Annotated in this window: 27 protein-coding genes; 13 read left to right on the forward strand and 14 right to left on the reverse strand. The window is 68.8% G+C overall.

Annotated elements, in window-relative coordinates; all coding sequences use genetic code 11:
* Positions 1–89 precede the first annotated feature (89 nt).
* From yccS to BM133_RS22925, 3 genes are read right to left on the reverse strand one after another with little or no spacing between them, the layout of a single operon-like run.
* Positions 90–2,315 carry a YccS family putative transporter gene (yccS, locus tag BM133_RS22915; RefSeq protein WP_093439382.1) on the reverse strand — a complete coding sequence of 742 codons (2,226 nt, stop codon included), beginning with the start codon at positions 2,313–2,315 and terminating at the stop codon, positions 90–92.
* Between the two features lie 35 nt (positions 2,316–2,350).
* Positions 2,351–3,046, reverse strand: a complete 696-nt coding sequence (locus tag BM133_RS22920; RefSeq protein WP_093438808.1) for a response regulator — start codon at positions 3,044–3,046, stop codon at positions 2,351–2,353.
* Complete coding sequence (locus tag BM133_RS22925; RefSeq protein ID WP_093438811.1) at positions 3,043–4,626, reverse strand: ATP-binding protein; 1,584 nt, start codon at positions 4,624–4,626, stop codon at positions 3,043–3,045. Before BM133_RS22925 ends, BM133_RS22920 begins: the two co-directional genes overlap by 4 nt.
* A 185-nt stretch (positions 4,627–4,811) precedes the next feature.
* Between BM133_RS22925 and BM133_RS22930 the strand changes: the two genes are divergently transcribed.
* Complete coding sequence (locus tag BM133_RS22930) at positions 4,812–5,087, forward strand: hypothetical protein (RefSeq protein ID WP_093438813.1); 276 nt, start codon at positions 4,812–4,814, stop codon at positions 5,085–5,087.
* A gap of 80 nt (positions 5,088–5,167) precedes the next feature.
* The gene (locus BM133_RS22935) at positions 5,168–5,425 is read left to right on the forward strand and encodes a hypothetical protein (RefSeq protein WP_256219318.1); all 258 of its coding nucleotides are present in this window, start codon (positions 5,168–5,170) and stop codon (positions 5,423–5,425) included.
* Here BM133_RS22935 and BM133_RS22940 read toward each other — a convergent pair.
* The 3 genes from BM133_RS22940 to BM133_RS22950 all read right to left on the reverse strand — a co-directional run bounded on the left by BM133_RS22940 (position 5,400) and on the right by BM133_RS22950 (position 9,225).
* On the reverse strand, positions 5,400–6,083 hold the full coding sequence (locus BM133_RS22940; RefSeq protein WP_093438815.1) for a response regulator: 684 nt from the start codon (positions 6,081–6,083) through the stop codon (positions 5,400–5,402). The genes BM133_RS22935 and BM133_RS22940 overlap by 26 nt on opposite strands.
* A 16-nt stretch (positions 6,084–6,099) precedes the next feature.
* On the reverse strand, positions 6,100–8,502 hold the full coding sequence (bamA, locus tag BM133_RS22945) for an outer membrane protein assembly factor BamA (protein WP_093438817.1): 2,403 nt from the start codon (positions 8,500–8,502) through the stop codon (positions 6,100–6,102).
* A 66-nt stretch (positions 8,503–8,568) separates the two neighbouring features.
* Positions 8,569–9,225 carry a nuclease-related domain-containing protein gene (locus tag BM133_RS22950; RefSeq protein ID WP_093438820.1) on the reverse strand — a complete coding sequence of 219 codons (657 nt, stop codon included), beginning with the start codon at positions 9,223–9,225 and terminating at the stop codon, positions 8,569–8,571.
* Positions 9,226–9,473: 248 nt separating this feature from the next.
* On the opposite strand from BM133_RS22950, the gene BM133_RS22955 reads away from it, so the two are divergent.
* The 4 genes from BM133_RS22955 to BM133_RS22970 all read left to right on the forward strand — a co-directional run bounded on the left by BM133_RS22955 (position 9,474) and on the right by BM133_RS22970 (position 12,221).
* Positions 9,474–10,631, forward strand: a complete 1,158-nt coding sequence (locus tag BM133_RS22955; protein ID WP_093438823.1) for a porin — start codon at positions 9,474–9,476, stop codon at positions 10,629–10,631.
* A gap of 84 nt (positions 10,632–10,715) precedes the next feature.
* A complete protein-coding gene (locus BM133_RS22960; protein ID WP_093438825.1) occupies positions 10,716–11,009 on the forward strand; it encodes a hypothetical protein in 294 nt (97 codons plus the stop codon).
* 17 nt (positions 11,010–11,026) lie between these two features.
* Positions 11,027–11,620 carry a sensor histidine kinase gene (locus BM133_RS22965; protein ID WP_093438828.1) on the forward strand — a complete coding sequence of 198 codons (594 nt, stop codon included), beginning with the start codon at positions 11,027–11,029 and terminating at the stop codon, positions 11,618–11,620.
* Between the two features lie 73 nt (positions 11,621–11,693).
* Positions 11,694–12,221: a hypothetical protein gene (locus BM133_RS22970; RefSeq protein WP_093438830.1), complete on the forward strand. Its 528-nt coding sequence runs from the start codon at positions 11,694–11,696 to the stop codon at positions 12,219–12,221.
* A 15-nt stretch (positions 12,222–12,236) separates the two neighbouring features.
* On the opposite strand, the gene ureG is transcribed toward BM133_RS22970, so the two are convergent.
* Genes ureG through ureE form a run of 3 tightly spaced genes read right to left on the reverse strand, consistent with a single transcriptional unit; the run spans position 12,237 to position 14,206 of the window.
* Positions 12,237–12,887, reverse strand: coding sequence for an urease accessory protein UreG (gene ureG, locus BM133_RS22975; RefSeq protein WP_093438833.1), 651 nt, complete (start codon positions 12,885–12,887; stop codon positions 12,237–12,239).
* Between the two features lie 18 nt (positions 12,888–12,905).
* On the reverse strand, positions 12,906–13,586 hold the full coding sequence (locus BM133_RS22980) for an urease accessory protein UreF (protein WP_093438835.1): 681 nt from the start codon (positions 13,584–13,586) through the stop codon (positions 12,906–12,908).
* A gap of 26 nt (positions 13,587–13,612) precedes the next feature.
* Complete coding sequence (ureE, locus tag BM133_RS22985; protein ID WP_093438838.1) at positions 13,613–14,206, reverse strand: urease accessory protein UreE; 594 nt, start codon at positions 14,204–14,206, stop codon at positions 13,613–13,615.
* 64 nt (positions 14,207–14,270) lie between these two features.
* On the opposite strand from ureE, the gene BM133_RS22990 reads away from it, so the two are divergent.
* Both BM133_RS22990 and BM133_RS22995 read left to right on the forward strand, forming a co-directional pair.
* A complete protein-coding gene (locus tag BM133_RS22990; protein ID WP_093438840.1) occupies positions 14,271–14,495 on the forward strand; it encodes an AbrB/MazE/SpoVT family DNA-binding domain-containing protein in 225 nt (74 codons plus the stop codon).
* Positions 14,492–14,884: a type II toxin-antitoxin system death-on-curing family toxin gene (locus BM133_RS22995; RefSeq protein ID WP_093438842.1), complete on the forward strand. Its 393-nt coding sequence runs from the start codon at positions 14,492–14,494 to the stop codon at positions 14,882–14,884. Before BM133_RS22990 ends, BM133_RS22995 begins: the two co-directional genes overlap by 4 nt.
* Positions 14,885–14,893: 9 nt before the next feature.
* On the opposite strand, the gene ureC is transcribed toward BM133_RS22995, so the two are convergent.
* Genes ureC through BM133_RS23015 form a run of 4 tightly spaced genes read right to left on the reverse strand, consistent with a single transcriptional unit; the run spans position 14,894 to position 17,852 of the window.
* On the reverse strand, positions 14,894–16,612 hold the full coding sequence (gene ureC, locus BM133_RS23000) for an urease subunit alpha (RefSeq protein WP_093438844.1): 1,719 nt from the start codon (positions 16,610–16,612) through the stop codon (positions 14,894–14,896).
* Positions 16,613–16,615: 3 nt separating this feature from the next.
* Positions 16,616–16,921 (reverse strand): urease subunit beta, encoded by a 306-nt coding sequence (locus BM133_RS23005; RefSeq protein ID WP_093438846.1) that lies wholly within the window; start codon positions 16,919–16,921, stop codon positions 16,616–16,618.
* Between the two features lie 5 nt (positions 16,922–16,926).
* Positions 16,927–17,526 carry a HupE/UreJ family protein gene (locus BM133_RS23010; RefSeq protein ID WP_093438849.1) on the reverse strand — a complete coding sequence of 200 codons (600 nt, stop codon included), beginning with the start codon at positions 17,524–17,526 and terminating at the stop codon, positions 16,927–16,929.
* Between the two features lie 23 nt (positions 17,527–17,549).
* Positions 17,550–17,852: an urease subunit gamma gene (locus BM133_RS23015; RefSeq protein ID WP_057591402.1), complete on the reverse strand. Its 303-nt coding sequence runs from the start codon at positions 17,850–17,852 to the stop codon at positions 17,550–17,552.
* Positions 17,853–17,959: 107 nt separating this feature from the next.
* Between BM133_RS23015 and BM133_RS23020 the strand changes: the two genes are divergently transcribed.
* From BM133_RS23020 to BM133_RS23030, 3 genes are all read left to right on the forward strand, one after another.
* Positions 17,960–21,574, forward strand: coding sequence for a hybrid sensor histidine kinase/response regulator (locus tag BM133_RS23020; RefSeq protein ID WP_093439385.1), 3,615 nt, complete (start codon positions 17,960–17,962; stop codon positions 21,572–21,574).
* Between the two features lie 20 nt (positions 21,575–21,594).
* Entirely contained in the window at positions 21,595–22,599 is a 1,005-nt protein-coding gene (locus BM133_RS23025; RefSeq protein ID WP_093438851.1) for a response regulator transcription factor, read from the forward strand.
* 182 nt (positions 22,600–22,781) lie between these two features.
* Positions 22,782–23,435, forward strand: coding sequence for a hypothetical protein (locus BM133_RS23030; protein ID WP_256219320.1), 654 nt, complete (start codon positions 22,782–22,784; stop codon positions 23,433–23,435).
* A gap of 10 nt (positions 23,436–23,445) precedes the next feature.
* On the opposite strand, the gene BM133_RS23035 is transcribed toward BM133_RS23030, so the two are convergent.
* Complete coding sequence (locus BM133_RS23035; protein ID WP_093438854.1) at positions 23,446–24,366, reverse strand: LysR substrate-binding domain-containing protein; 921 nt, start codon at positions 24,364–24,366, stop codon at positions 23,446–23,448.
* A 102-nt stretch (positions 24,367–24,468) separates the two neighbouring features.
* On the opposite strand from BM133_RS23035, the gene BM133_RS23040 reads away from it, so the two are divergent.
* Both BM133_RS23040 and BM133_RS23045 read left to right on the forward strand, forming a co-directional pair.
* Positions 24,469–25,707, forward strand: coding sequence for a pyridoxal-phosphate dependent enzyme (locus tag BM133_RS23040; RefSeq protein ID WP_256219321.1), 1,239 nt, complete (start codon positions 24,469–24,471; stop codon positions 25,705–25,707).
* A gap of 16 nt (positions 25,708–25,723) precedes the next feature.
* A complete protein-coding gene (locus tag BM133_RS23045) occupies positions 25,724–26,704 on the forward strand; it encodes a Bug family tripartite tricarboxylate transporter substrate binding protein (protein ID WP_093438859.1) in 981 nt (326 codons plus the stop codon).
* Positions 26,705–26,708: the final 4 nt, after the last annotated feature.

The raw sequence follows: 26,708 nt of genomic DNA on the forward strand, positions 1-26,708 counted from the left end.
ATTTTACCCGGCGCGCCCCGCCGGACCCCTTTGCGGGTATTTTTCGGGTGTTTTGCGGGTTGTTTCTCCCACCCGGGCAGTCGGATGTTTCAGGCTTCCAGGGTGGCGGGCGTGGCGTCGTCCCCGGGCTGCAGCCACTCGCGCGCATGGGTGCGCAGCGCGTCGATCTGCAGCCAGACCAGCGCCAGTTCGGTGTGGATGGTGCGTTCCGCCGCGCCGGCATCGCTGGCATCGCTGGCGGGCGCCACGGCGGCCGCCAGGGCCGCGCGCACGGCGGCTTCGGTGGCGGGCTCGTCTGCGACCGCGATCGCACCGCCCTGCAGCCCGCCGGCCAACGCATCGAGCGCCGACGCCGCGCCCTCGGCCGCCTCGCGCAGCACCGCCATGTGCGGCGAATCGGGCAGCGCGGCGCGGTGCGCGCCCAGCGCCGACAGGTAGCTCAGGAGCGTGTGCGAGCGGATGAGAAAGCGCAGCGCGGTGCCCGCGCGCGGCCGCACATAGCCCGGCTCGCGGAACATGTCCGACACCGCGGTGGAGAGCGCCGCATCGGCGTTGTGGTCGTTGCGCCGCGCGAGGCGGTAGTCGAGATGGTCGCTCGGGCCCGTGCCGTACTGCTCGACGATCCGGCGGAGATACCCCGCGTGGCTGCGCATCGCCGTGGCCGCCAACTCGTTGATGCGGCGCGCCTGCCAGTGCGGCAGCACCAGCAGCACCGCGAGGCCGGCGATGGCGCTGCCGATGGCGGTGTCGACCAGCCGCGGCACGAGCAGGAGGCCGCTGTCGCCCACCTGGTTGAAGCACATCAGCACCAGCAGCGTCATCGCGGCCGTCGCGAGCAGGTAGCGCGTGGCGCGCGTCGCGAAGAACAGCACCCCGGCCGCCACCGCGATCACCGACTGCACCAGCGGCTGCGGAAAAAGCTGCAGCAGCGCCCAGCCCGCGACCACGCCGAGGGCCGTGCCCGCGATGCGCTGGCCCATGCGGGAGACCGTGTCGCCGAAGGTCTGCTGGCAGACGAACAGCGTGGTCAGCAGGATCCAGTAGCCCTGCGCGGGGTGGATCAGGTGCATCACGCCGTAGCCCGCGGCGAGCGCAATCGCCAGCCGCAGCGCGTGGCGAAACAGCGGCGAGCGCGGCGTGAGCTGCCGCCTTACGCGCTCGGCCGCATCGCGCCAGGAGCGCGGCGAGCGATTGAAGAGACCCATCTCGGTCCGCCCGGCACGCGCCGACGGCTGGCTCGCACCGGCGAGCTGCCCGTCGAGCTGCGCAAGGTTGCGCGCGAGCGCCTCCACCGAGGCGAGCAATGCGAGCCGCTCCGGCGTGGTCGCTCGCGAGCGCTCGTGCGCGATGGCGCCGCGCAGGTCGGCCAGCGCCTGCACGGTTTCCCCGCCCACCTCGAAGGGCTCGCGCCGCGCGATCGAGACGGCCAGGCGCTGGCAGGCCAGCCCCTGCAGCCCGAGCACACGCTGGCAGCGGTACAAAAGGTCGCTGTGGAAGAAGGCGTCGGCCAGCGCGTTGTAGTCGTCGTGCGAGGAGCTCGCGCGCTCGTGCACGTCCTGCGCAATCAGGTAGAGCCCGCGGTAGCGCGAGATGCGCCCGGTCGGCGCCCGCGCGCCGATGCGGCGAAAGATGCTTTCCTTGGCGGCATTCAGCTCGCTCACCACCTGGGCGTTGAGCTGCGCGAGCGACAGGCGCTTCTGCGCGATGTCGATGCCCCGCAGCGGCTCGAACAGCGACGCCTTGAAGCGCACGAAGTTGCCCAGTACCGTGAAGAGCGTGACCAGCCGCGCCTGCACAGGCTGCGCCGGAAAGGCCGCGCACCAGAGCACCGAGAAGACGCCATACCACGCGGCACCGGCCAGCAGCAGCAACGGCTCGCGTCCGCCGTCATGACCGTGCGTGGCCTGGTTCTCGACGCCGAGCGTCGCGTACATCGCCAGGATCAGCGTCGCGTAGGCGATGGCCTTGTAGCGCGCCTCCACCGCGCCCAGCATCGTGAGCCAGAAGGCTGCGAACGCCAGCCCCGCGATGAAGAGCACCGGCCGGCCGAACAGCGCCTCGACCGAGAAGGCCACCACCGCGAAGCATGCGAGCGTCACCAGCTGCGCGCGAAGGCGGCCGCGCCAGCTGTCGTCGGTCTCGGCGAGCGCGCTGGCAATGGCGCCCAGGAACAGCGGGATCACCGCATCGGGATGGCCGGTGTAGCCGCACACCGCCATCAGGCTGCCGAGCGTGAGAAGAATGCGCAGCGGCTGCGCGCGGGAGGCAAAGGAGCGCAGGCGTTGGCGCAGTGAATCGGGAAACAGGGGGAGCATGGCCGCAATCTTGCACGATGCATGCCACGGCGCCGTCAGGCGTGCGGCGGCGCCTCCCACGCGAAGCCGACACCGTACACGGAACGAATCCAGTCATGCGAAGGCGACACCGCGCCCAGCTTGCGGCGCAGGTTCTTCACGTGGCTGTCGATGGCGCGCTCGGTCACGTCCACCGTGTCGTCGTAGGCCAGCTCCAGCAGCCGCGCGCGCGAGAAGATGCGCCCCGGGTGCCGCGACAGCACCTGCAGCAGACCGAACTCGCGGCGCGTGAGGTTCAGCGGCGTGCCTTCGAGCGAGGCGCGCCAGTGCACGTCGTCCAGCACGAGGCCCGGTGCATCGCCTTGCGGCGCTTGCCCGGGCACATTCCCGGGCGCCGTGCGCCGTAGCACCGCGCGCACCCGCGCCACCAGCTCGCGCGGCGAAAAGGGCTTGCACACGTAGTCGTCCGCGCCCAGTTCCAGGCCGAGCAGGCGGTCGACCTCCTCGATGCGCGCGGTGAGCATGATGATCGGATGCGCCGTGTGCTCGCGCGCGCGGCGCAGCACCTCGATGCCGTCCAGCCGCGGCAGCATGATGTCCAGCAGCGTCAGGTCGGGCGGCGCGGCGACGATGCTTTCGAGCGCGCTCTGTCCGTCGGTGAAGTGCTCGGTTTCGTAGCCGGTGTGGCGCAGGTAGTCCTGCACCACCGAGGCGATGTCGATCTCGTCCTCGACGATGACGATGCGTGTCATGCGGATGCCGCCAGCGGAAGGGTCAGGGTCATGCGCAGGCCCCCCAGCGGCGAGGCCGCCGCCTCGATGCTGCCGCCATGCGCCTCGATGGTCGCGCGGCAGATCGACAGGCCCAGGCCCGAGCCGCCCAGCGCGCGGCTGCGCGAGGTCTCGCCGCGGAAAAGGCGGTCGAAGAGCCGCGGAATTTCTTCGTCGGACACGCCCGGCGCGCTGTCGTCGAACAGCAGCGTGAGGCAGTTTCCGGTCCACGCGCCTTCGACGATCACATCGATGCGCAACTGGCCGCCGGCATCCGTGTAGGCCAGCGTGTTCTCCAGCAGGTTCATGAAGACCTGGTGCAGCCGGTGCGCGTCGCCGTCGATCACCGGCTGGGCCGATGCGGCGATGCGGTCGATCGCCTCCCGGTCGACCGCGATGCCGCGCTGCACGAAGCGGTCGCGCGTGTGGTCCAGCGCCTCCTTGAGCAGCGTGAGCGGAAACACCGAAGTGGCGAGCAGGTCGTTCTGCGGCTCGCGCATGCTGCTGCGCAGGTCGTCGACCAGCTGGCCGAGGCGAATCACCTGCCGGTGCATGCGCAGCGCGGTGCGTTCGTCGAAGGTGCGCACGCCGTCCTGCAGCGCTTCGATTTCCGCGCGCATGGCCGCGAGCGGCGTGCGTAGCTCGTGCGCCGCGTCGGCCAGCCAGGCGCGCCGCGAGGCCTCGACCTTGTCCAGGCGCTGCGCCATGTCGTTGAAGGTCTTGCCCAGCAGCGCGAGCTCGTCCGAGCCGTGCACGGCCACGCGCGTGGAGAGCCGCCCGCGCGCCACGTCCTGCGCCGCCTGCGTCAGTTCGTCGATGGGCTTGAACCAGCGGCGCGCCAGCAGCCACGACAGCACCAGCGCAAAGGCCAGGCCGCACATGCCGGTGAGGGCGATCACGCCGGACTGGCGCGCGAGGAAGGCGCGGTCGGCTTCGCTCTCGAAGCCTTGCGCGGGCGCGAGCGCAAGGTAGCCGACGACGGAGCGCCCGCGCCGGATCGGCATGCGCGCGGCGTTCTCCAGGTCGATGGTGGCGCCGACCACCGGTGCGCCCTGCGCGTCGAGCACGGCCAGGCGCTGGTAGATCGAATCGGCTGCCGAGCGCGGGTCGGGAAAGAACCAGGGCGGGGGCGGCATCGAGAAGCGCCGGGGCAAGAGGTCCAGCTGCGGCGATGCGGACGAAGACGAGGCGGGAGGCAGCGGCGGCGGCGAACCGTTGTCCGGGTCGCCGTCGGGACGTGTGCTGCGGCGCTCGTACCAGGGCGGAAGCCGCCGGTCGTCGGGGCTGGCCGCGCCGTCGAGCACGATCGCCAGCTGGCCCATGCGCAGGCGGTGCCAGGCCTCGTCGTTGTCGCGCAGCTTCTTCCAGTCGCCGTTGGCAACGTAGTGCTTCAAGAGGAGCTGGGAGAGCCAGTCCATGCGCCGGATCTCGATCTCGGCGACATAGGCGCCCAGGCCCCGTTGCAGCGCGACGATGGAGAAGCCCACGAAACTGAGCAGCAGCACGATGAGCAAGGCGGCCAGCGCCAGGAAGATCTTGCGGGAGAGTGTCAGACGCGGCATGGGCTCAGGGCAGGCATGGCCGCATTCTGCGACATGCGTTTCGGGCAGGGGGCGTCATAGGCAAGCGGCGGATCTTGGCGGGCAAATGGGGAGAAATCTGGGAGGAACCTGGGAGGGCGTGGGGGGAATCGGGCGCGGGCGGCCCTCCCACATTTCTACCGATTCGAAACGCACGATGCGTGCCCATGAACCCGGTCATTCTTCGCTCACCGAAAAAGTTCCTTCACGCCTTCGCTGCCGCCGTGCTGGCCTGGGCCAGCCCGGGGCATTGCACGCCGGCGCGTTCCACCTGGTCGTGGGCGGACGTCTGGTCCGCCCCCGGCATGGACCTTGTCCTGCTGTGGCTGACGGCGATCTTCTGGGTGGTCACGCATGCATGGACGCTCTTGGTCGTCTGGGCGGAGGCGCGCGCCACGCGTGCCGAAGAGCCGGTCGGCGAAGCCGAGGAGGAAAGCGCATGAACGGCAACGCGCAATTCACCGAAGGCTGAGCGTTGCGGACCGCGATGCCGTCTCACAGCGAAACCGCCTGGCTGCATCCCGTGGCGACACCGTCAGCCGGCGTGCTGCCGCTGGCGCGGCGCCTCGTGGGCCTGCTGGCATTCAGCGGCCTCGCGCTGGGCATTCTCATCGCCGCGCGCGGAGGATGCGGCGAGCGCCATCCGGCCGAGGAGCGCAACGCGGGTCTCTCGACCCTCGCGCCCATCATGCGCACCGGCCCTGTCGCGCCGCTCGACGCCGTGCGGCGCGACACAGCGTGCCGCGCTCACTCGCTCAGGCAGGCCGCTCCGCGAAGCTGAAGCCCACGCCGTAGATCGAGCGGATCCAGCCGTGCAAAGGCGCCGCGGCCGTGAGCTTCTTGCGCAGGTTCTTGATGTGCCCATCGACCGCGCGCTCGTTCACGTCGAGCGCTTCCGGAAACGCCGCCTCCAGCAGCTTGGAGCGCGTGAACACCCGCCCCGGATCGCGCGAGAGCGTGCGCAGCAGCAGGAGCTCTCGGCGCGTGAGATCGAGCGCGTGCCCCTCCAGCTGCGCGCCGCCGTGCGCATCCCGGAAGGACACCGACTTCGACGGCGCCGCAGCGGCGCCATCGCGCTGCGCATGGCGGCGCAGCACCGTGTGCACGCGTGCCACCACTTCGCGCGGCGAGAACGGCTTGCAGACATAGTCGTCGGCGCCCAGGTCGAGCCCGCGCAGGCGGTCGACCTCGCGCGTGCGCGCCGTCAGCATGATGATCGGATGGTCGCTGTGCGAGCGCACCTTCTGCAGCACCTGCAGGCCGTCGATCTGCGGCAGCACCACGTCCAGCAGCGTGAGCGCGGGCGGCGAACTCAGGATGCGGTCCAGCGCCGCGGCGCCGTCCCCGATGTGCTCGACCTCGTGGCCGGCGTTGTACAGGTGGTCCAGCAGCGCCGAGGCGCTGTCGCGACCGTCTTCGACCATCAGGATGCGGCTCATGGCGTCTTCCTTTGCTTTAGAAGGAGGTTCCGATCTGGAACTGGAAGCGCTGCGTGCGGTCCGCCGCGATGCCGTTGGCGGTGTCCGCCTTCTGGTAGGCGAGCGGCACCGCGTACGCCAGCCGCAACGGCCCCAGCGGCGAGATCCAGCTGATGCCCAGGCCCGCCGAGGCGCGGATGCGGTTCTGCGCCTTCCACTGCGCATCGGTCATGCTCGCGGTGCGGTCGGCGAACACGTTGCCCGCATCGAAAAAGGTGTAGAGCCTGAGCGACCGGTCGTTGCCCGCGCCGGGGAAGGGCGTGCTGAACTCCATGTTGAAGATCGCCTTGCGCGTGCCGCCCAGCGAGCCGCCCGTGATCGCATCGACCGGCCCGAGCGAGTTCTGCTCGAAGCCGCGGATCGAGCCGAGCCCGCCCGCATAGAAGTTCTTGAAGATCGGGAAGGTGCTGCCGCCCAATGCCTTCGCATAGCCGAGTTGGCCGTTGATGGCCAGCGTGTACTGCTTGGAGAGCGCGAAGTACTGCTGGTACTGGTAGTCGGTCTTGAGATAACGCAGCGCGCTGCCCACGCCCACCTCCAGGTTCGCGCGCTGCAGGCGGCCGGTGGTCGGCACCAGCGCGCTGTCGCGGTCGTCGCGCGACCACCCCAGCGTCGCGGGAATGCCCACGACATTGCTGCCGGTGCACACCACGCTGGGCGCGGTGCCGGTGCACTTGAAGTAGTCCAGGTAGGCCTGCGGCGTGCCGGTGTAGACGTAGGAACCGTCGACCAGCGTGTACGAACCGTTGGTGCCGGGCGTGAACGAATAGCGCTCCACGCCGATGCCCAGGAACACGGTGTCCAGCTCGCCCACCGGCAGCCCGAAGCGCACCGAGCCGCCGTCGCTCGCCAGCTTGTAGTTGCCGTCGGCCTCGTAGTAGGGCCGCGTGGTGGTGTGAAAGACGTTGATCGTGCGCGAGATGCCGTCCTTGGTGAAGTACGGATCGGTGGCGGTGAGCGAGATCGAGCGGTTGTACGAACTGGTGTTCACCTGCAGCCCGAGGTAGTTGCCCGAGCCGAACACGTTCTCCTGCGTGATGCCGAAAGTGAGCGAGATCTTGTCGGTCGACGAGTAGCCAGCGCCCAGCTGCAGCGAGCCGGTGGGCTTCTCGGCCACGTTGACCGTGAGGTCGATCTGGTCGTTGCTGCCGGGCACCTCGGCGGTCTCCACGTTCACTTCGGTGAAGTAGCCCAGCCGGTCGACGCGATCGCGCGAGAGCTTGATCTTGTTGCCGTCGTACCAGGCGCCTTCGAACTGGCGGAACTCGCGACGGATCACCTCGTCGCGCGTGCGCGCGTTGCCGCCGATGTTCAGGCGCCGCACGTACACGCGCCGCGCGGGCTCGGCCTTCAGCACCATCGTGACGCGGTTGTTGGTGCGATCGATGTCGGGCTCGGCCTTCACCCGCGCGAACGCGTAGCCGAAGGTGCCGAAGTAGTCGGTGAAGGCCTTGGTGGTGGCGGCCACGTCCTCGCCGTTGTAGGGCGCGCCGGGGCGCACCGTCACGAGGGTCTTGAACTCGTCTTCGCGGCCGAGGTAGTTGCCCTCCAGCCGCACGCCGGCGACGGCGAACTTCTCGCCCTCGGTGATGTTGAGCGTGAGGTCCAGCGACTGCCGGTCCGGCGAGATGGCGACCTGCGTGGAGTCGATCCGGAACTCCAGGTAGCCGCGCGTGAGGTAGTAGGAGCGCAGCGTTTCCTGGTCGGCGGCGAGCTTGCTGCGGGAGTACTGGTTCGACTTGGTGTACCAGGCGAGCCAGCCGCCGCTGTCCTGGTCGAACAGGTCGAGCAGCGTGCTCTCGCTGAAGGCCTTGCTGCCGACGACGCGCACGCTCTTGATGCGCGCGGACTCGCCTTCGACGACGGTGAACGTGACGTTGACGCGGTTGCGTTCGAGCGGCGTGACGGTGGTCACGACCTCGGCGTTGTAGAGGCTGCGGCTCACGTACTGGCGCTTGAGCTCCTGCTCGGCGCGGTCGGCAAGCGCCTTGTCGAAGGGGCGGCCTTCGGCAACGCCGATTTCGCGCAAGGCCTTCTGGAGCGCCGCCTTGTCGAATTCCTTGGTGCCGGCGAAGTCGACATCGGCGACGGTGGGCCGTTCTTCCACGATGACGACGAGCACGTTGCCATCGACGTCGATGCGCACGTCCTTGAACAAACCGAGTTCGAACAGCGCGCGGATGGCCACGCTGCCGCGTTCGTCGCTGTAGTTGTCGCCGGCCTTGAGGCCGAGGGTGGAGAAGACCGTGCCGGGCTCGACGCGTTGCAGGCCTTCGAGCCGGATGTCGCGCACGGTGAACGGGTCGGCGGCCCATGCGGGCGCAGCGGCCATCCAGATGAACAGTGCAGCGATGGCCGCGAGGGACTTGGGGAGATGCATCGCCGCATGGTCTTCGCCAATGTCGGAGAAATATGGGACGCTCCCCAGGGCCTTCGGTAAAGAGCGTTACTGCAATCCCATGATGCTCATGGCGGGCCATCGCATGGAGATCGGATGCTCGCTTCTGTCGCGGCAGTTCTGCAGATGCGCCTCCATGGAGAGATCGCCCTGGATGTCGAGCAGGCGCTGCACGGTGCGTTCGACCGCATGGGCATCGAGCAGCGGATAGGTGCGCGCGGTGCGCCCGTTGTTGCGCACGAGCCGCGCGATGTAGGGCAGGTCTTGCTGCGTGATGACGGCGGCGGGCATGACGCCTTCGAGCTCGACGCCCTCGCACGGCAAGAGAACGAAGTACTGCAGGCGCAGGTCGTCGGGCAGCAGGCTGCGCAGCTGCGTCGTCTTGCGGCCGCCTTGCCATGCGGGGTCTTTCACTTCGCGTGCGCGCGTGCATCCGTGGAGCCGGAGAAACCAGCGCGGCGGGGCCTCGCCGGACTTCTTGCGGTAGACGAAGGCGTTGCGCCACGCCTTGATCTCGAACAGGTAGACACCGGTCTCGCACACGATGACGGCATCGATGCGCGCCGTGGGAACCGCGCACCCCGAGGGCATTGGAATGATGAGGTTGCGAAGAATGCGCAGGTGGGAGAAGGCGGGTGTGAATGCATTCGCCAACTGCTGGATGCCCAGCGATGCGGCGACGGTGCTTTGCAAAACAATGGTCATGTGGACTCCTTCGGAAGGCCGAAGCATTGCTTGGCTTTTGGGAGACTTCTGGTACGTGCGCTTTGAAGGGGGTGCGCGGTCTGCACTGCGGCGCTGCGGGCCTCACTGTGCCGCTCGCGTCGCGGCGAGTGCGCTCAAAACAACACCGTGTGCAAAGCACGCGGCGTCCACCAGATTCCTCCAAATTTGAACGAGACCATCCGTTCAGCCGCTCGATGAAGAGCAGCTGAAAACCCGGAGAAACCTGAATGAAGAAATCCCTCACGGCACTCGCCGCGCTGGCCGTCACCGGCCTGGCCTCTGCCCAATCGTCCGTTACCTTGTTCGGCGTCATCGATGCCGGCGTGACCTACCAGAGCGCCACGTCGCGCGACCCGGTCACCGGTGCGAGCAGCAAGCAGAGCCAATGGAGTCTTGCCAACTCCGGCTACAACTCCAGCCGCATCGGCTTTCGCGGCACCGAAGACCTGGGCGGCGGCCTGGCCGCGAGCTTCTGGCTCGAAGCGCCGATCGGCAACGACGACGGCGCCACCGGCATCGCCAACTTCAACCGCCGCTCCACCGTCAGCCTCTCCGGCGGCTTCGGTGAAGTGCGGCTGGGCCGCGACTACACGGCCACCTTCTGGAACGACACGGTGTTCGATCCGTTCGGCACCAACGGCTCGGGCTCCAGCGCGATCTACTCGGTGAGCGGCGGCGCGGGCCTTGCCAACTCGAACTATGCGCGCGCGAGCAACATGGTCGGCTACTTCCTGCCGCCGAACCTCGGTGGCTTCTATGGCCAGGTGCAGTACAGCCTGAACGAGAACACCAAGACCAGCGCGACCGACACGACTGCCGAGATCAGCAGCAGCGCGGGCCGCTATGTCGGCGGTCGTTTCGGCTACGCGAACGGGCCGCTCGACATTGCGCTGGCGGTGGGCCAGAGCGTTGCGGTCGACACCACCACGCTCACGCGCAAGGTGCAGACCGTCAATCTCGGCGCGTCGTACGATTTCGGCCCGGTCAAGCTCTTCGGCGAACTCTCGAACGTGCAGAACAAGTTCGCGCTCGCGGTGGGCAACAGCCACGACAGCTACAACGGCTACCTGATCGGCGCGAGCATGCCGGTGGGCGCGGGCCTGATCCGCGCGTCGTACTCCACGGTGCGCTACAACGAAGGCGCCATCGGCATCACGGGCGAAGACCCGCGCGTGAACAAGTTCGCGATCGGCTATGTGCACAACCTCTCCAAGCGCACCGCGCTGTATGCCACCGTCGCGCGCGTGAACAACCGCAACGACGCGGCCTACACCGGCAGCCTGGCGGCCGCGGCCACCACCGGCTACGGCAGCAGCGGCGTGGGCTTCACGGGTCTGCCGCGTTCGTCGACGGGCTACGACTTCGGCATCCGCCACGCGTTCTGACGACACGCCCGGCCGTTGCGGCAGGGCGCTTGCCCTGTCGCACGCGGGCGGCCTTTTTTTCAACGTCGTGAGTTGCTTTCAAAGATGACGCGAAGAATCCATCACCTGGCGGGCGTGCTGGCGGCAGCCGGCCTGTCGGGTTGCATCATGCTGCCGCCACCCATGCCTGCGAGGCCGCCGCCGGCGTTCCGTGGCGGGCCGCCATTTCCGATGTCGTTCGAGCATCGCAGCCCGCCGATGGCGCGGTGGGATGTGTGCGAGGGCCAACCCGAGGGCGCGCGGCCTGCGCTGCCGGGGCCGCGCGCGGATGCGCTGTCGGGCACCTGCGAGCGCGGTGCTTCGGGTGCACTGGAATACCGCGGGCCCGGGCCGCGCTGAAGAGAAGGATTGCAGGCATGTACTCCGGCAATCTCGGGCTTGTCATTGCGGCTGCCATCCTGCTCGGACTCGCTGGCGTGGTCGCGATGATGGGCGCCTTGCTGATCGCGAACATGCGGGCCGGCGCACAGGCGCGCGGCTTGGCGGAACAGGCACGCGACGATGCGCGGCAGAAGATGCGCGCTAGCAGCGTGCAGGACCTGCGGCCGTTGCTCGGTGCGACGCCGGATGCATCGGGCATTCGCTTCGATGTCCGGCTTCCGCCTGATGCCGTGCCCGTCTTCGCCATCGAGGCGGAGCTGCGCGACCTGCTTTCCAAGGTCGCGGCGCATGCGGCGAGCGTGATGTTCGCTGGAGCGACGCTGCAGGTCTCAGCGCGCGTGGAACGCGGGCATGCGGTCGTTCACTGGCGCGATCTCGATGCGGAAGAGGTGCGGCCGCCGCTCGCGCGGTTCTTTGATGCGCTCGACGCGGCCTCGCAAGCCAGTGCGCGGGTCTGCGAGCGCATTGCCAGCCGCCATGGCGGACGCATCTATTCGGCACCGCATGCCGACGGCGCGCTGGGGCTGACGCTGCGGCTGCCATTGCACGAGTCCAACGCCGGGTCTTGAGAGGCACGGGCCGCTGCGCCGTGGAACTCCGCGGCATACTCGCGGTCCCACGGTGCCGCCGCTTTTCCTTTCGATGCCGAACGTGCGATTCACAGCCTCCCCGATCCTTGTCCGTGCGCTCGCTGCGTGCGCGATCTTCTTTGCCGCCGGCGCACTGCATGCGCAAGCCTTGCCGCCGGGCGTGCGGCTCGGCATGACGGCCGATGAACTGCAGTCTGCATTGCCCGCCGCAGAGCGCGTGCAGCGCCCGCAACGGCTGACCGGCGGCCTGCTCGGAAGCTGGCGCGCCGCGCCTGTCGAGATGGCGGGGTTGATGTTCGAGCCGACCTTCTTCTTCGCGGCTTCGGAGCTGCGGCGCGTCGAATACGTGGCCACTGCGCAGGCCGCGCCCGACAGCGGCGCATCGGCGTTCGGCCAACTCGTGCAATGGGGGCGTGGTGTGTTCGGCAACGAACTCGCGTCGCGCGATCCGGGCAGCGCCTATGCCGCGTGGACGAGCGGCGACACCGATGTCTATGTGCAGCAGGTCAGCGACCCGCGCCGCGCGAGCGTGCGCCTGGTCTACAAGGCGCGGCAGCTGCGGGACGGCAGCGAGCTCTGAGCGCCAGAAGGCCTGTCAGCCTTCGGTGAGCATGCCGCGCTGCTCGATGAAGGCCACCACCTCGGCCACGCCGGTGTGGGTCTTCAGGTTCGTCATCACGTAGGGCCGCTGGCGGCGCATGCGCTGCGTGTCCTGCTCCATCACTTCCAGGCTCGCGCCCACGTAGGGCGCCAGGTCGATCTTGTTGATCACGAACAGGTCGCTCTTGGTGATGCCGGGGCCGCCCTTGCGCGGGATCTTTTCGCCGGCCGCCACGTCGATCACGTAGATCGTGAGGTCCGAGAGCTCCGGGCTGAAGGTGGCCGCGAGGTTGTCGCCGCCCGACTCGACGAACACCACGTCGGCGTCCGGAAAGTCCTCGAGCATGCGGTCGATGGCCTCGAGGTTGATCGAGGCGTCTTCGCGGATCGCGGTGTGCGGGCAGCCGCCGGTCTCCACGCCCATGATGCGTTCGGCGGGCAGCGCGCCGGCCACGGTCAGGAGGCGCTGGTCTTCCTTGGTGTAGATGTCGTTGGTGATGGCGATGAGGTCGTACTTGTCGCGCATCGCCTTGCAGAGCATCTCCAGCAGCGTGGTCTTGCCCGAGCCGACCGGACCGCCGATGCCCACGCGCAGCGGCGGCAGTCTCTTGGTGCGATGGGGGATGTGGTGCAGGGCGGAAGTCATGGGCGTTGTCCGGTTCGGTCAGCTTCGAAAGAGGCGGGAATATTGTGTTTCATGGCGGGCCGACAGCACGGCCAGGAGGGGCGCGAAGGCTTGGCGCTCGTCGTCGCCCAGCTTCATCGCACGGTCGACGGCCGGGGGGATTTCGTTGGCGAGCCGTGCAAGGATGCGCTGGCCTGCGCTCTGCCCGAGCGGCACGGCCTTCACGGCCGCCGCCACCATGTTCTCGGCCCAGCCGAAGGCGAAGGCGAGGCACCCGTCGTGCGCCGTGGCGCCGGTGCGGCTGAGCGCGAAGGCAAAGGCCACGGGATAAGTCGCGGGAAGGTCCTTGAAGACCTCGGCCGTGTCCGCGTGGTGCAGCTTGAGCCACTCGACGAAGGATCGGCCCATCTGCTCCGTTTGCAGGAAGAACTCGGCCGATTCGCGGGTGGTCATGACCCACTCGTTGAGCTGGCGGATGCGCGCCGTGTCGTTCGCACGCCAGGCGGGGATGGCCTGCGCAATCAGCGCGAGGTCGCCGCGCGCGAAGCTCAGGTGCAGCTGGTCGGCGAGCCACTCGGCGGCCTTGGCCTCCGAGTCGATGCCGGCCCATTCGACTGCCGCCTCGACGCCTTCGGAGTACGAGAAGCCGCCCACGGGCAAGGCCGGGGAGGCGAGCCAGATGAGCTGCAGCAGGCTGTGGGCGCTGGCCGGGTCGGGCATGTCAGCTTTCGGCCGCGCGCGCCGGATCAGGCATGGTCATGGTCGTCGAGCAGTTCGGGTGCGAGCACGAGGGGCTTGGGGCCCTTCGCGTGCGAATGACCGGAATGGCCGTGGTCGTGGCTGTGGTCATGGCCGTGATGGTCATGACTGCCGTGGCCGTGTTCGTGCGAGCCATAGGCGCCGCCCTCGGGCTCGAAGGCTTCTTCCGCCGCGACGACGATCAGGTGCATCGCGCGCAGCATGTCGGCCAGCACGTGGTCGGGTTCGATCTTCAGGTGATCGGGCTTCAACTCGATCGGCACGTGCCGGTTGCCCAGGTGATAGGCCGCGCGCGTCAGGTCGAACGGCGTGCCGTGGGCCGTGCAGTGCGTGATGCGAAGCACGGGCTGCGGCGCCGCGATGACGCGGATGAGCGAGCCGTCTTCGGCCACCAGCACGTCGCCGCCTCGCACCGCGGTGCCGCGCGGCAGGAAGATGCCGATCTGGCGGCCCTGCGAGTCGGTGGCGTCGAAGCGGCTTTTCTGGCGCACGTCCCAGTCGAGTTCGATGGTGGCGGCGCGCTTGAGCAGCACGGGCGCGAGGCCGCGGCCCTGCGGCATGAGTTTGTTGGCGGTGAGCATGGTGTGCTTGATTTCAGCGGCAAGTTGCCGATAATATAACAATCGTTATAACTTGGGAGTCCCAATGTCGGCGCTCAAACTGACCCAGATCGGCAACTCCGTGGGCGTGATCCTGCCCAAGGAAGTCCTGGCACGCCTGAAGCTGGAAAAGGGCGACACCGTCTTCATGACCGAAGCGGCCAACGGCGTGACCCTCACGCCATACGACCCTGACGTGGATGAGCAACTCAAGCTGGGTCGCGAATTCATGCGCGAGTACCGCGATACCTTCCACCAGCTTGCCAAGTGAGCGAGTGGCGTTGGATCGACCGGCGTGCGCTCGTTCTGCTGCATGACGAGAGCCTGGCCGAGCATGGCGGTGCACCGGGCCTGCGCGACGAAGGGCTGCTCCAATCGGCCTTGGCGCGGCCGCTGAATCTCGTGGCTTATGGTTCGCCTGACATCGCGGATCTTGCAGCCGCCTATGGCATCGGCCTCGCCAAGAATCATCCCTTCGTCGACGGCAACAAGCGCGCCGCCTTTCTTGCCGTGGGTTTGTTCCTGGCCTTGAACGGCCAACGACTGGTTGTCACGCAAACCGAAGCTACCCTCGTGGTGCTCGACGTCGCAGCCAGTGCCAGCGACGAAAGCGGCTTTGCTGCCTGGATTCGCGATCACCTGAAGGCTCGTTCTGGCTGACCGCGGCGTCTAGAACAGGAAATACCGCTGCGCCATCGGCAACAGCTTCGCCGGCTCGCAGGTCAGCAGGTGCCCATCGGCGCGCACCGCATAGGTCTGCGCATCGATCTCCATCTTCGGCGCGTAGCCGTTGTGGATCAGGTCTTTCTTTCGCACGTTGCGGATGTTCTTCACCGCGCTGAGGTTCTTGGCCAGACCGTAGCGCTCCCTGATGCCCGAAGCCAGCCCGGCCTGCGAGACGAAAGTGAGCGAGCTCTTCGCGAGCGAGCCGCCATACGCGCCGAACATCGGCCGGAAGTGCACCGGCTGCGGTGTCGGGATCGACGCGCTCGGGTCGCCCATCGCCGCCATCGCGATCGTGCCGCCCTTCAGGATGGTGAAGGGCTTCACGCCGAAGAAGGCGGGCTTCCAGATCACGATGTCGGCCCACTTGCCGACCTCGAGCGAGCCGACCTCGTGCGCGATGCCGTGCGCGATCGCCGGGTTGATCGTGTACTTGGCGACGTAGCGCTTGGCGCGGAAGTTGTCGTTGCGTTCGCTGTCTTCGGGCAGCGTGCCGCGCTGCACCTTCATCTTGTGCGCGGTCTGCCAGGTGCGGATGATCACCTCGCCCACGCGCCCCATGGCCTGGCTGTCGGAGCTGAACATGCTGATCGCGCCCAGGTCGTGGAGCACGTCCTCGGCGGCGATGGTTTCCTTGCGGATGCGCGACTCGGCGAAGGCCAGGTCCTCGGCGATGCCGGCGTCCAGGTGGTGGCACACCATGAGCATGTCGACGTGCTCGTCGAGCGTGTTCACGGTGTAGGGCATCGTGGGGTTGGTGGAGGAGGGCAAGAAGTTGGCCTCGCCCACCACGCGCAGGATGTCCGGCGCATGGCCGCCGCCCGCGCCTTCGGTGTGGAAGGCGCAGATGGCGCGGCCGCCCACGGCCGCGATGGTGTTCTCGACGAAGCCCGATTCGTTGAGCGTGTCGCTGTGGATCGCCACCTGCGTGTCGGTGGCGTCGGCCACGTCCAGGCAATTGCTGATGGCCGCGGGCGTGGTGCCCCAGTCTTCGTGCAGCTTCAGGCCGATGACGCCGGCCTCGATCTGCTCGTGCAGCGCATCGGGCAGGCTCGCGTTGCCCTTGCCGAGGAAGCCCAGGTTCATCGGGAACGCATCGGCGGCCTGCAGCATGCGCTCGATGTGCCAGGGGCCAGGCGTGGCGGTGGTCGCGAAGGTGCCGGTGGCGGGGCCGGTGCCGCCGCCGAGCATGGTGGTGACGCCCGAGGACAGCGCCTCCTCGATCTGCTGCGGGCAGATGAAGTGGATGTGGCTGTCGATGCCGCCCGCGGTGACGATGTTGCCCTCGCAGCTGATGATCTCGGTGCCGGGGCCGATGACGATATCGACACCCGGTTGCACGTCGGGATTGCCGGCCTTGCCGATGGCGGCGATGCGGCCGTCCTTCAGGCCGATGTCGGCCTTCACGATGCCCCAGTGGTCCAGGATGAGCGCGTTGGTGAGCACGGTGTCGACCGCGCCTTGCGCGCGCGTGCGCTGCGATTGCGCCATGCCGTCGCGGATGGTCTTGCCGCCGCCGAACTTCACCTCTTCGCCATAGCCGCCGGCACGCAGCGTGTAGTCGGCCTCGACTTCGACCAGCAGTTCGGTGTCTGCAAGACGGACCCGGTCGCCCACGGTGGGGCCGAAGATTTCTGCGTAGGCGCGTCGCCCGATGGTGGCCATGTTTTAGAGCTTCCCTTGAACCAGGCCACGAAAGCCGTAGACGATGCGATCGCCCGAGTAATCGACCAGCTCGACCGTGCGCTGCTGACCCGGCTCGAAGCGCACCGCGGCGCCCGAGGCGATGTTCAGCCGCATGCCGCGCGCGGCCTCCCGGTCGAAGCCCAGGGCGCCGTTGGTCTCGGCGAAGTGGTAGTGCGAGCCGACCTGGATCGGCCGGTCGGCGGTGTTCTGCACCACCAGCGTGAGGGTGCGGCGACCGGGGTTGAGCGTGTGCTCGCCGTCGTCGATGAGGAGTTCGCCGGGCGTCATGGCAATCAGACCGCCTGTGCCAGCAGCGTTGCGCCGAGCACCACCACGGCGGCACCGGCTACGCGCGGCAGCCAGGCGTTGGCGTGGCGCAGGGCCCAGCCGAGCGCGATGCCCGCGAGGTGCAGCAACACGGTCGCGCCGACCATGCCGGCCAGCGTGAGCGCAGCGCCTTCCTCGCTCGCGAGTTCGTGGCCGTGGGCCACGCCGTGGAAGACGGCGAACACGCCGACCACGGCCATGGCGACGACGGCCGGCAGATGAACGCGCGTGACCACCAGCAGCCCCAGCACCAGCAGCGAGGCCGCGATCATCGGTTCGACTGCGGGCAACTGCACGCCGGCCAGCCCCATCAGCGCGCCCACGAGCAGCATGCCGGCGAAGGCCAGCGGTGCCCATAGCAGGTCGGGCCAGGCGCGGCGCGCGGCCAGCGCGCTCCAGAGGCCGACCGCGACCATGGCGGCCAGGTGATCCGCGCCGGTCAGCGGATGCAGGAAACCGGTGGTGAAGCCGTGGTGCAGGCCGCCGTCCACGCCGGTATGGGCGCTGGCCGCAAGCGGTAGCAGGAGAGCAAGAAGGGCGAGGGTCTTGGAAGTGGTGTGGCGCATGACAGTTCTTTTTTTCGAGTGGGTCAGACGATCGGCTGGTGGACGGTGACCAGCTTGGTGCCGTCCGGAAAGGTGGCTTCGACCTGGATGTCCGGGATCATCTCGGCGATGCCGTCCATCACGTCGGCGCGGGTGAGGACACTGCGGCCCTCGCTCATGAGTTCGGCGACGCTCTTGCCGTCGCGCGCGCCTTCCATCACGGCGGCGGAGATCAGGGCGATGGCTTCGGGGTAGTTGAGCTTCAGGCCGCGGGCCTTGCGCCGTTCGGCCAGCAGCGCCGCGGTGAAGATCAGCAGCTTGTCTTTTTCGCGCGGGGTCAGTTCCATGGGAGCGGCATCGGGTGGCTGGAAGAAGAGTCGGCCATTATGGGCAAGCCTTCTTCTTTGCAACAGTCGTGCCCTGTTCGCCAAAAGTCGTACGGATGGCACGAAAGATGCACCGAAACGGTGTGAATCCAGACGCCACGACCACGACCCCCGACGACGCGCCCCAGCGCATCGTCAAGGTCCGGCGCGACTACAACAGCTGGGTCGCGAGCGAAACGCTCGAAGACTACGCGCTGCGCTACACGCCGCAGCGCTTTCGCAAGTGGTCCGAATGGCGGGTGGCCAACACGGCCTTCGGGGCGGCATCGTTCCTCATCCTGGAGGCGGTGGGCGCCACGCTGCTGGTGCAGTACGGCTTCGCCAACGCCTTCTGGGCGATTCTGGTCACCGGGCTCATCATCTTCCTGGCGGGGTTGCCGATCAGCGTGTACGCGGCGCGCTACGGCATCGACATGGACCTGCTCACGCGCGGCGCCGGCTTCGGCTACATCGGCTCCACGCTCACCTCGCTGATCTACGCGAGCTTCACCTTCATCTTCTTCGCGCTCGAGGCGGCCGTGATGGCCTATGCGCTGGAACTGGCGCTGGGCATCCCGCCGGTCTGGGGCTACCTGGTGTGCGCGCTGGTGGTCATTCCGCTGGTCACGCATGGGGTGTCGGCCATCAGCCGGCTGCAACTCTGGACGCAGCCGCTCTGGCTGCTGATGCTGGTGGTGCCCTTTGTGTTCGTGCTTGTGCGCGATCCTGGTGCGTTTGCGGGCATCGTGCACTACAACGGGGTCAAGTCCGGCACCAAGGGCTTCGATCTGCACCTGTTTGGCGCTGCCTTGACGGTCGGCATCGCGCTGATCACCCAGATGGGGGAGCAGGCCGACTACCTTCGGTTCATGCCCGCGCGCACCGCGACCACGCGCGGGCGCTGGTGGTCCGGCGTGCTGGCGGGCGGGCCGGGCTGGGTGGTGCTGGGCGTGTTCAAGATGCTGGGCGGGGCGCTGCTGGCCTACCTGGCCATCACGCACATGGTGCCGGTGGAGCGCGCGGTCGATCCGAACCAGATGTACCTCGCGGCCTACGAGTACGTGTTTCCGAACTACGGCTGGGCGGTGGCCGCGACGGCGCTCTTCGTGGTGATCTCGCAGCTCAAGATCAACGTGACCAACGCCTATGCGGGGTCGCTGGCCTGGAGCAATTTCTTCTCGCGCGTGGCGCACAGCCATCCCGGGCGGGTGGTGTGGGTGGTGTTCAACGCGCTCATCGCCTTCATGCTGATGGAGATGAACGTGTTCGAGGCGCTGGGCGACGTGCTCGGGCTCTTCGCCAACATCGCCATCGCCTGGATGATGTCGGTGGTGGCCGACCTGGTCATCAACAAGCCGCTGGGGCTGTCGCCGCCGGGCATCGAGTTCAAGCGCGCGCACCTGTGGGACATCAACCCGGTGGGCGTGGGCGCCATGGCGCTGGCCTCGGTGCTGTCGATCACCGCGCACCTGGGCGTGTTCGGGCCGCTGGCGCAGGCGTTCTCGGCGCTGATCGCGCTGGGCACCGCGCTCGTCGCCTCGCCGCTGCTGGCGTGGGCGACCGGCGGCAAGTACTACCTGGCGCGGGCATCGGATGCGACCGGTGCCGTGCCCTTCGCGCCGGCGGCGGGCGGGCGCGCCGTGCGCTGGGCGCGCGTCGAGTCGGAGGAAAGCGGCAGCTACCAGCGCCTGAAGGTGCAGCACTGCGTGATCTGCGAGCGCGAGTACGAAGGGCCGGACATGGCGCATTGCCCCGCATACCAGGGCGCGATCTGCTCGCTGTGCTGCACGCTCGATGCGCGCTGCGGCGACCTGTGCAAGCCGCATGCGAGCCTGTCGTCGCAGTGGTCGGCCGTGCTGCGCTGGCTGCTGCCGCGCCGCAGCTGGCGCTACCTGGACACGGGCCTGGGGCACTTCCTGCTGCTGATGCTGGTCATCGTGCCGCTGCTGGCGGTGGTGTTCGGCGTGCTCTATCAACAGGAGCTGCGTGCGCTTGCCGAAAGCGCGCTCGAACTCGCGGCGCAGGCCGGTGCGTCCGAGGTCTGGTCGGGTGTGCAGCAGTCGGCGTTGCGCTCGGGTTTTCTCAAGGCCTACATGGCGCTCCTAGTCATCGCGGGCATCGTGGCCTGGTGGCTGGTGCTCGCGCACCAGAGCCGCAAGGTGGCGCAGGAGGAATCGAACCGCCAGACCCATTTGCTGGTGCGCGAGATCGAGCTGCACCGCGAAACCGACCGCGCCCTGCAGGCCGCCAAGCAGACCGCCGAAGAGGCCAGGGAGGTCGCCGAGCAAGCCAAGCTCGCGGCCGAGCAGGCCCAGCGCGCCGCCGACCAGGCCAACCAGGCCAAGAGCCGCTACATCAGCGCCATCAGCCACGAGCTGCGCACGCCGCTCAACAGCATCCTGGGCTACGCGCAGCTGATGGGCGAAGACCACTCCGTGCCGCCGCACCGCCAGCAGGCGGTCGCGGTCATCAAGCGCGGCGGCGAGCACCTGCTCTCGCTCATCGAAGGCACGCTGGCCATCGCGCACATCGAGGCCGGCAAGCTCACGCTGCATGCGCGGCCGATGCGCTTTGCCGACACCATGCGGGAGCTGGCCGACATGTTCGAGCTGCAGGCGGCCGAGAAGGGGCTGGAGTTCCGCTTCGAGGCGGGAGGTGCTTTGCCCGAGGTGGTGCGCGCCGACGAGAAGCGCGTGGGCCAGATCCTCATCAACCTGCTGGGCAACGCGATCAAGTTCACCGCCACGGGGCAGGTGACATTGCGGCTCGCCTATGCGCGCGAGTTCGCGGCCATCGAGATCGAGGACACCGGCCCGGGCATGACGGCCGAGGACATCGAGCGCATCTTCGAGCCCTTCGCGCGCGGCAATGCGGCCGCCTCGTCGGCGCCGGGCGCGGGCCTGGGCCTGACCATCGCCAAGATGCTCACCGACCTGATGGGCGGCGAGATGAAGGTGCAGAGCACGCCGGGCGTGGGGTCGCTGTTCTGCGTGCGGCTCTTCCTGCCGCGCGTGCACGACACGGTGGTGGGCGCGACCAGGCCGGTGCAGGTCGCGCGTGCGCGCCGCGGCTACGAAGGCGTGCGCCGGCGCCTCCTGGTGGTGGACAACGAAGAGGCCGACCGCGGCCTGCTCGACCATGTGCTCGCGCCGCTGGGCTTCGAGCTGCGCACGGCGGCCAGCGGCCACGATGCGCTGGACCTCGTCGCCGCCGGCTACCGGCCCGATGCGATGTTCGTGGACCTCGCGATGCCCGGCATCGACGGCTGGGAAACCATCCGCCGCGCGCGCAAATTGGGCCTCGTCGATGCGGCCGTGGCCATCGTCTCGGCCAACGCCTTCGACAAGGGGCTGGACAACGACGTGGGCATCGCGTCCGAAGATTTTTTCGTGAAGCCCGTGCGCCACACCGAGCTGCTCGACTGGCTGGAGCGCCGGCTCGGCCTGAAGTGGACCGACACCGCCGCCGCATTGCCGCCGCCCGCCGCGCCCAGGACGATGCAGCCGCCCTCGCGGGAGCGCCTGCGCGCACTCGACGAAGCGGTGAGCCTGGGCTACTTTCGCGGCATCATGAACCAGCTGGACGACATCGACACCGAACAGCCCGAGTGCATGGCCTGGACCGAGGCGCAGCGCGTGCTGGCGCGCCAGTTCCAGTTCGAAGCCATGGGCCGCGCGCTGGCCCAAGCAGTGAGTGCGCCATGACCTCGACACCACCCCTTCCCATGGAACCGTCCCCCCTCGCCCGGGCGCTGCGCGACGAAGGCGTCAACAGCGACCTCGTGCTGATCGTGGACGACGTGCCCGACAACCTCGCGGTGCTGCACGACGCGCTCGACGAGTCGGGCTACACCGTGCTCATCGCCACCAGCGGCGAGCAGGCGCTGCAGCGCGCCGCGCAGGCGCGGCCCGACATCGTGCTGCTGGACGCGATGATGCCGGGCATCGACGGCTTCGAGGTCGCGCGCCGGCTCAAGGCCGATGCCGCCACCGCGCACATTCCCATCGTTTTCATGACGGGCCTGACCGAAACCGAGCACCTCGTGGCCGCGCTCGAGGCGGGCGGCGTCGACTACGTCACCAAGCCCATCAAGCCCAAGGAAGTGCTGGCGCGCATGAACGTGCACCTGCAGGGCGCGCGCCGCGCCCGGCAGGACGCACGGCAGGCCGGCCAGGCGCGCAACGCGCTCGATGCCTTCGGCTACGCGAGCATCACCGTGCGGCTGCCCGAAGGCCGGCTGATCTGGCAGACCGCGCTGGCGCGCGATCTGCTGCACCGGTATTGCGAGACGCGCGCCCCCGAGACGCCGCCCGCGGTGCTCGAATGGCTGCTGCGCCACACGCCCGATGCGCGCCAGCGCGGCATCGAGCCGCCGGCGCTTTCCATCGCCCAGGGCGCGAACAGCCTCACGCTGCGCCTGCACCAGCAGACCGGGCAGGACGACGACGGCGACGAGTGGATGATCATCATGCGCGAGGTGTCCGACACCGGCGTGATCGAGGCGATGAGCCTGAGCCTGAAGCTCACCGCGCGCGAGGCCCAGGTGCTGTACTGGGTGGTCAAGGGCAAGACCAACAAGGACATCGGCGAGATCCTGGGCAGCAGCCCGGCCACGGCCAAGAAGCACCTGGAGCGGGTGTACGTGAAGCTGGGCGTGGAGACGCGGACGGCCGCGGCCGGCGTGGCCATCAAGCGCATCCGCGAGCTGCAGCCCCAGTTCGAGATCTAGGAGGCCGAGAGCGCTTTCTGCGCCTGCTGCGCCTTGTTGCAGCGCGTCACCGCGCCGACTTTCCGCCTCCCTAGAATGGTCCAAGGGCCTCGGGGATGCGCGCGATGAAGAACAGGCAGAGAACAACAATCCGACGACTGCGTCACGGCTGGCGGCTGGGGGCGTCTTGCACGTTGTGCACGGTGTGCACGCTGGCGAGCACGGGTGCGCGTGCCGCTGGCCATTTCGACGTGGACGATGCCGGCACGCTCGATCCCGGCCAGTGCCAGTACGAGACCTGGTGGGGTCGCACCGGCGTCGAGCCGGTCACGGGGTTTCACATCGGGCCGTCGTGCCGGGTGGGGCCCGTCGAGCTGGGGCTGAACGTCGACCGGCTCTCCGTGCAGGGCGTGCATTCGATCACCGCCGGTCCGCAGCTCAAGTGGACTTTCCTCGGACAAGCCGCAGACGCACCGCTCAGCGCCGCCGTGTCGATGGGCACTGTCTCCGACCTGCGGCGCGGCGGCCGCATGGGCGGGCAGTTCGTGGTGCCGGTGACCTGGCGGCTGGCCGCCAACCTGCAGATCCACGCGAACCTCGGCGCCGACTGGGCGCTCGGCACCGGCCTGCGCACCCCGCGCGGTGGCCTGGCCGCCGAATGGGCCCTCGACGATGCCGTGTCCGTGATCGCGGAGCGCAATCGCGCGTCGGGCGCCTGGACATCGCGCATCGGCGGCCGCTTCAGCCTCACGCCGCTGATCAGCGTGGACATCAGCGCCTCGCGCACCCGGCCGCCTGGCGGGCGCGGCGTGACCGGCTTCGTGGTCGGCCTGAATCACGAATTCACCTGGAAGTGAGCCGGCCTGCCTAGCGCAGGTGGCGCTGCATGCGCTTCTCGTCTTCCGCCAGCTGCAGGCGCATGAGCGAGAGAAAGTCGCGCGCCGTCGCCGAGAGCACCTTGCCCGCAGGCAGCGCCAGGATGCAGGTGAAGTGCACATCGATCGACAGCCGCCGCACCACCAGCCCGCGCTCCACGTAGTCCAGCGCGGTGATCGGATTGACCAGGCCCACGCCCAGGCCGCGCAGCGCCATCTCGCACACGCTGGCCGCATAGGGCGTCTGCACCAGCACGCGCGGCGCCACGCCGTACGGCGCGAGCGCGGCCTCCAGCCGCTGGTGCGAGGGGTCCTCGGGGTTGAGCGCGAGAAAGGGCGCCTCCGCCAGCTGCTCCGGCTTGACGGTCTTGAAGCGCGCCAGCGCGTGGCCCTCGGGCATGACGACCACACCGGGAAGGCGCGAGAAGGTCGAGTGGTCGATGCCTTCGAGCGAGAGTTCGTCGGCCATGAGCCCGAAGTCGGAGATGCCCATGGCCACCCGGTCGCGCACGTCCTTGGAACTGAGCACCTGCAGCGACACCTGCGGCCAGGGGCTCGCGCCGCGGTGCGCCTTCAGGCGGGCGAGGGCGCGCGGCATGAAGCCCAGGCCGTAGGCCGGAAAGCAGCTGAGCTCCAGCTGGGTGACGCCGAAGTCGCGCAGGCTCTTCACGCGGTGCTCGATGGCGTCCATGCCGATGAACACGCGCTCCACCTCGATCCACAGCGCGCGCGCCTCGGGCGTGGGCACCAGCCGCCCGCCCGTGCGCTGGAACAGCAGCATGCCGGCCTGCGCCTCGAGCCGCTTGAGCGACTGGCTGATGGCGGGCTGCGTCACGTGCAGCAAGGCTGCAGCCTTGCGGGTGGAGCTGCCCCGCATCAGGGCCCGGAACGTCTCGATTTCGGCGAATCGCATCGATGGCCATCGATAAGTTTATTTATCGATTGAGTATCTGGAGGTGCGTAATTTTATTTCCGAATGCATAAGATTTGGGCACAACTTCCAACCTCCCTCCCCGTGACGCCCTCGCCAGTTCTGGACTTCAAGTTCGCCGCCTTGCCCGCGGACCCCCCGGCCCACCCTCCGGGGAACGCCACGGCCTCCGCCCTCGCCCGGACGCTCAAGCCGGTGCGCAATCCGCGCTTGCGGGGTTTGCAGTGCCTGCGCTGCGATGCGCTCTACCCGGTCACGCTGACGCACGACGGCTGCCCCGCCTGCAAGCGCGCCGGCTTTCACGTCGCCCTCCGCGCGAGCTACCTGCCCGACTTGACCGAGAAGCCCGATGCGATCCCCATGCCTTACGCGCCGGGTTTCACCCTCGGCGAGGGCCACACGCCGATGCAGGAGCTGCCGGAGCTGGCCCGGCATTTCGACGTCGCACGGCTCGGCCTGAAGGACGAATCGAGCAACCCCACCGGCTCCCACAAGGACCGGATGACGGCGGTGGGCGTGGCGCAGGCGCTGGACTTCGGTGCCCACACGCTGGTGCTCGCGTCGTCGGGCAATGCGGCGGTGTCGGCGGCGCACTACGCGTGGGCGGCAGGCCTGCGCTGCGAGGTGGCCACCTATGAAGGCATGCCGGCCACCTATGCGCGGCAGCTCGATGCATTGGGCGCGCGGCGCTATGAGTTCGCCGACAACGCCGGCCGGTGGGCGTTCGTGCGCGAGCGTTCGCAGTACCCCGGCTACTTCGCATTGACGAACTACCGCCTGCCCGCGCTGGGCAGCGCGCCGCTGGCCATCGAGGGCTACAAGACCATCGCCCCCGAATGCGTGGCCGACGCGGGCCTGCCGGACCACATCGTGATTCCCACCGCGCGCGGCGATCTCGCCTGGGGCATCTACGCGGGCTTTCGCGACTTGCTGGCCGCGGGGCGCATTCCGCGCCTGCCGCGGCTCTGGCTGGTGGAGCCGTTCCCGCGTCTGGCGCGCGTGTTCGCGGGCGGCGCGATCAACGGCAGCTATCCCGGCCACACCGCGCAGTTCTCGACCGCGGGCGCCACCGTGACCTACCTGCAGTGGCAAGCCGCGGCGGCCACGGGCGGCGGCGCGGTGGTGGTGGGCGACGACGAGGCGCGCGCGGCGCGGCGGCTCCTCACGGCCGCCGGCGTGAGCGCCGAGCTGTGCGCGGCCGGCGGCCTGGCCGCGTTGCGGCAGCTGCGCGAGACGAATGCCGTCGCTGCCGATGCGCATGTCGTGCTGATGCTCACCGCCAACGCGTCGAGCGATCCGAGCTGGCCCGACCCGGCCGTCTAAACCCCAAGGAACCCCCATGCCGACGATGCATCGCCGGGCCTTTCTGGCCGCCGGCTCTACAGCCCTGCTCGCTGCAGCACGACCCGCGTGGGCGGCCTACCCCGAGCGGCCCATCAAGCTCGTCGTGCCCTGGGCCGCGGGCGGCAGCACCGATGCCATCGCACGCGCCATGGCGCAGCGCATGGGCCAGACCATCGGCAGCCCGGTGATCGTGGACAACCGCCCCGGCGCGGCCGGGATGATCGGCACCGACGCGGCCGCCAAGGCCGCGCCCGATGGCTACACCATCGCCATCGTCGAGCTGCCGCATGCGATTGCGCCGGCGGTGACGGCCAGGCTCCCCTACGACCTGCTGCGCGACTTCACGCCCGTGACCATGATCGGCACCTCGCCGCTGGTGTTCTTCGCGGGCATGGACGAGGACAGCAAGGATTTCAAGACCTTCCTGAAGACGGCTGCGGCCAAGCCGTCGCCACCGGCCATCGCGCACAGCGGCGCGGGCACCGTGAGCCATCTGGCCGCCGAGATGCTCGCGAGCCGCACGAACATCCGTTTCAACATGGTGCCGTACAAGGGCTCCGCGCCGGCGCTGACCGACGTGGCGGCCGGCACGGTGGCCGGTCACTTCGCGACGCTGGCCAGCGGCTCCAGCCTGGCGGGCGGCAACAGGATCCGTCCGCTGCTGGTCACCAGCACGCAGCGCGTGAACATCGCTGGCCTGCAGAACGTGCCCGCGCTCGCGGAGAACAACCTCAAGGGCATGGAGATCGACCAGTGGTGGGCCATGGTGGCGCCGGCCACCACGCCGCTGGACGTGATCGAGAAGCTGCGCCGCGAGGCCATCGCGGCGCTCGAGCATCCCTCGGTGAAGGAGCGGATGGCGGTGCTGGGCGTGCAGATGAAGGGCTCGACGCCCGGTGAGCTGCGCGCGTTCCTGCGCTCGGAGGCCGAGCGCTGGCAGAAGGTCGCACGCGAGGTCGGCCTGCAGCCGCAGTAAGCCC

Origin of the sequence: Variovorax sp. 770b2 (genome assembly GCF_900115685.1) — a bacterium.
Lineage (GTDB): Bacteria > Pseudomonadota > Gammaproteobacteria > Burkholderiales > Burkholderiaceae_C > Variovorax.

Excerpts from the sequence above, each read along its gene's own strand:
- bamA (WP_093438817.1), bottom strand. The coding sequence starts at position 8,502 with ATGCATCTCCCCAAGTCCCTCGCGGCCATCGCTGCACTGTTCATCTGG.
- BM133_RS22955 (WP_093438823.1), top strand. The coding sequence starts at position 9,474 with ATGAAGAAATCCCTCACGGCACTCGCCGCGCTGGCCGTCACCGGCCTG.
- ureC (WP_093438844.1), bottom strand. The coding sequence starts at position 16,612 with ATGGCCACCATCGGGCGACGCGCCTACGCAGAAATCTTCGGCCCCACC.
- BM133_RS22970 (WP_093438830.1), top strand. The coding sequence starts at position 11,694 with ATGCCGAACGTGCGATTCACAGCCTCCCCGATCCTTGTCCGTGCGCTC.
- yccS (WP_093439382.1), bottom strand. The coding sequence starts at position 2,315 with ATGCTCCCCCTGTTTCCCGATTCACTGCGCCAACGCCTGCGCTCCTTT.
- BM133_RS22950 (WP_093438820.1), bottom strand. The coding sequence starts at position 9,225 with ATGACCATTGTTTTGCAAAGCACCGTCGCCGCATCGCTGGGCATCCAG.
- BM133_RS23015 (WP_057591402.1), bottom strand. The coding sequence starts at position 17,852 with ATGGAACTGACCCCGCGCGAAAAAGACAAGCTGCTGATCTTCACCGCG.
- BM133_RS23045 (WP_093438859.1), top strand. The coding sequence starts at position 25,724 with ATGCCGACGATGCATCGCCGGGCCTTTCTGGCCGCCGGCTCTACAGCC.
- BM133_RS23005 (WP_093438846.1), bottom strand. The coding sequence starts at position 16,921 with ATGACGCCCGGCGAACTCCTCATCGACGACGGCGAGCACACGCTCAAC.
- BM133_RS23035 (WP_093438854.1), bottom strand. The coding sequence starts at position 24,366 with ATGCGATTCGCCGAAATCGAGACGTTCCGGGCCCTGATGCGGGGCAGC.
- BM133_RS22940 (WP_093438815.1), bottom strand. The coding sequence starts at position 6,083 with ATGAGCCGCATCCTGATGGTCGAAGACGGTCGCGACAGCGCCTCGGCG.
- BM133_RS22990 (WP_093438840.1), top strand. The coding sequence starts at position 14,271 with ATGTCGGCGCTCAAACTGACCCAGATCGGCAACTCCGTGGGCGTGATC.
- BM133_RS22925 (WP_093438811.1), bottom strand. The coding sequence starts at position 4,626 with ATGCCGCGTCTGACACTCTCCCGCAAGATCTTCCTGGCGCTGGCCGCC.
- BM133_RS23020 (WP_093439385.1), top strand. The coding sequence starts at position 17,960 with ATGCACCGAAACGGTGTGAATCCAGACGCCACGACCACGACCCCCGAC.
- BM133_RS22965 (WP_093438828.1), top strand. The coding sequence starts at position 11,027 with ATGTACTCCGGCAATCTCGGGCTTGTCATTGCGGCTGCCATCCTGCTC.
- BM133_RS23025 (WP_093438851.1), top strand. The coding sequence starts at position 21,595 with ATGGAACCGTCCCCCCTCGCCCGGGCGCTGCGCGACGAAGGCGTCAAC.
- ureG (WP_093438833.1), bottom strand. The coding sequence starts at position 12,887 with ATGACTTCCGCCCTGCACCACATCCCCCATCGCACCAAGAGACTGCCG.
- BM133_RS23010 (WP_093438849.1), bottom strand. The coding sequence starts at position 17,526 with ATGCGCCACACCACTTCCAAGACCCTCGCCCTTCTTGCTCTCCTGCTA.
- BM133_RS22930 (WP_093438813.1), top strand. The coding sequence starts at position 4,812 with ATGAACCCGGTCATTCTTCGCTCACCGAAAAAGTTCCTTCACGCCTTC.
- BM133_RS22920 (WP_093438808.1), bottom strand. The coding sequence starts at position 3,046 with ATGACACGCATCGTCATCGTCGAGGACGAGATCGACATCGCCTCGGTG.
- BM133_RS22980 (WP_093438835.1), bottom strand. The coding sequence starts at position 13,586 with ATGCCCGACCCGGCCAGCGCCCACAGCCTGCTGCAGCTCATCTGGCTC.
- BM133_RS22960 (WP_093438825.1), top strand. The coding sequence starts at position 10,716 with ATGACGCGAAGAATCCATCACCTGGCGGGCGTGCTGGCGGCAGCCGGC.
- ureE (WP_093438838.1), bottom strand. The coding sequence starts at position 14,206 with ATGCTCACCGCCAACAAACTCATGCCGCAGGGCCGCGGCCTCGCGCCC.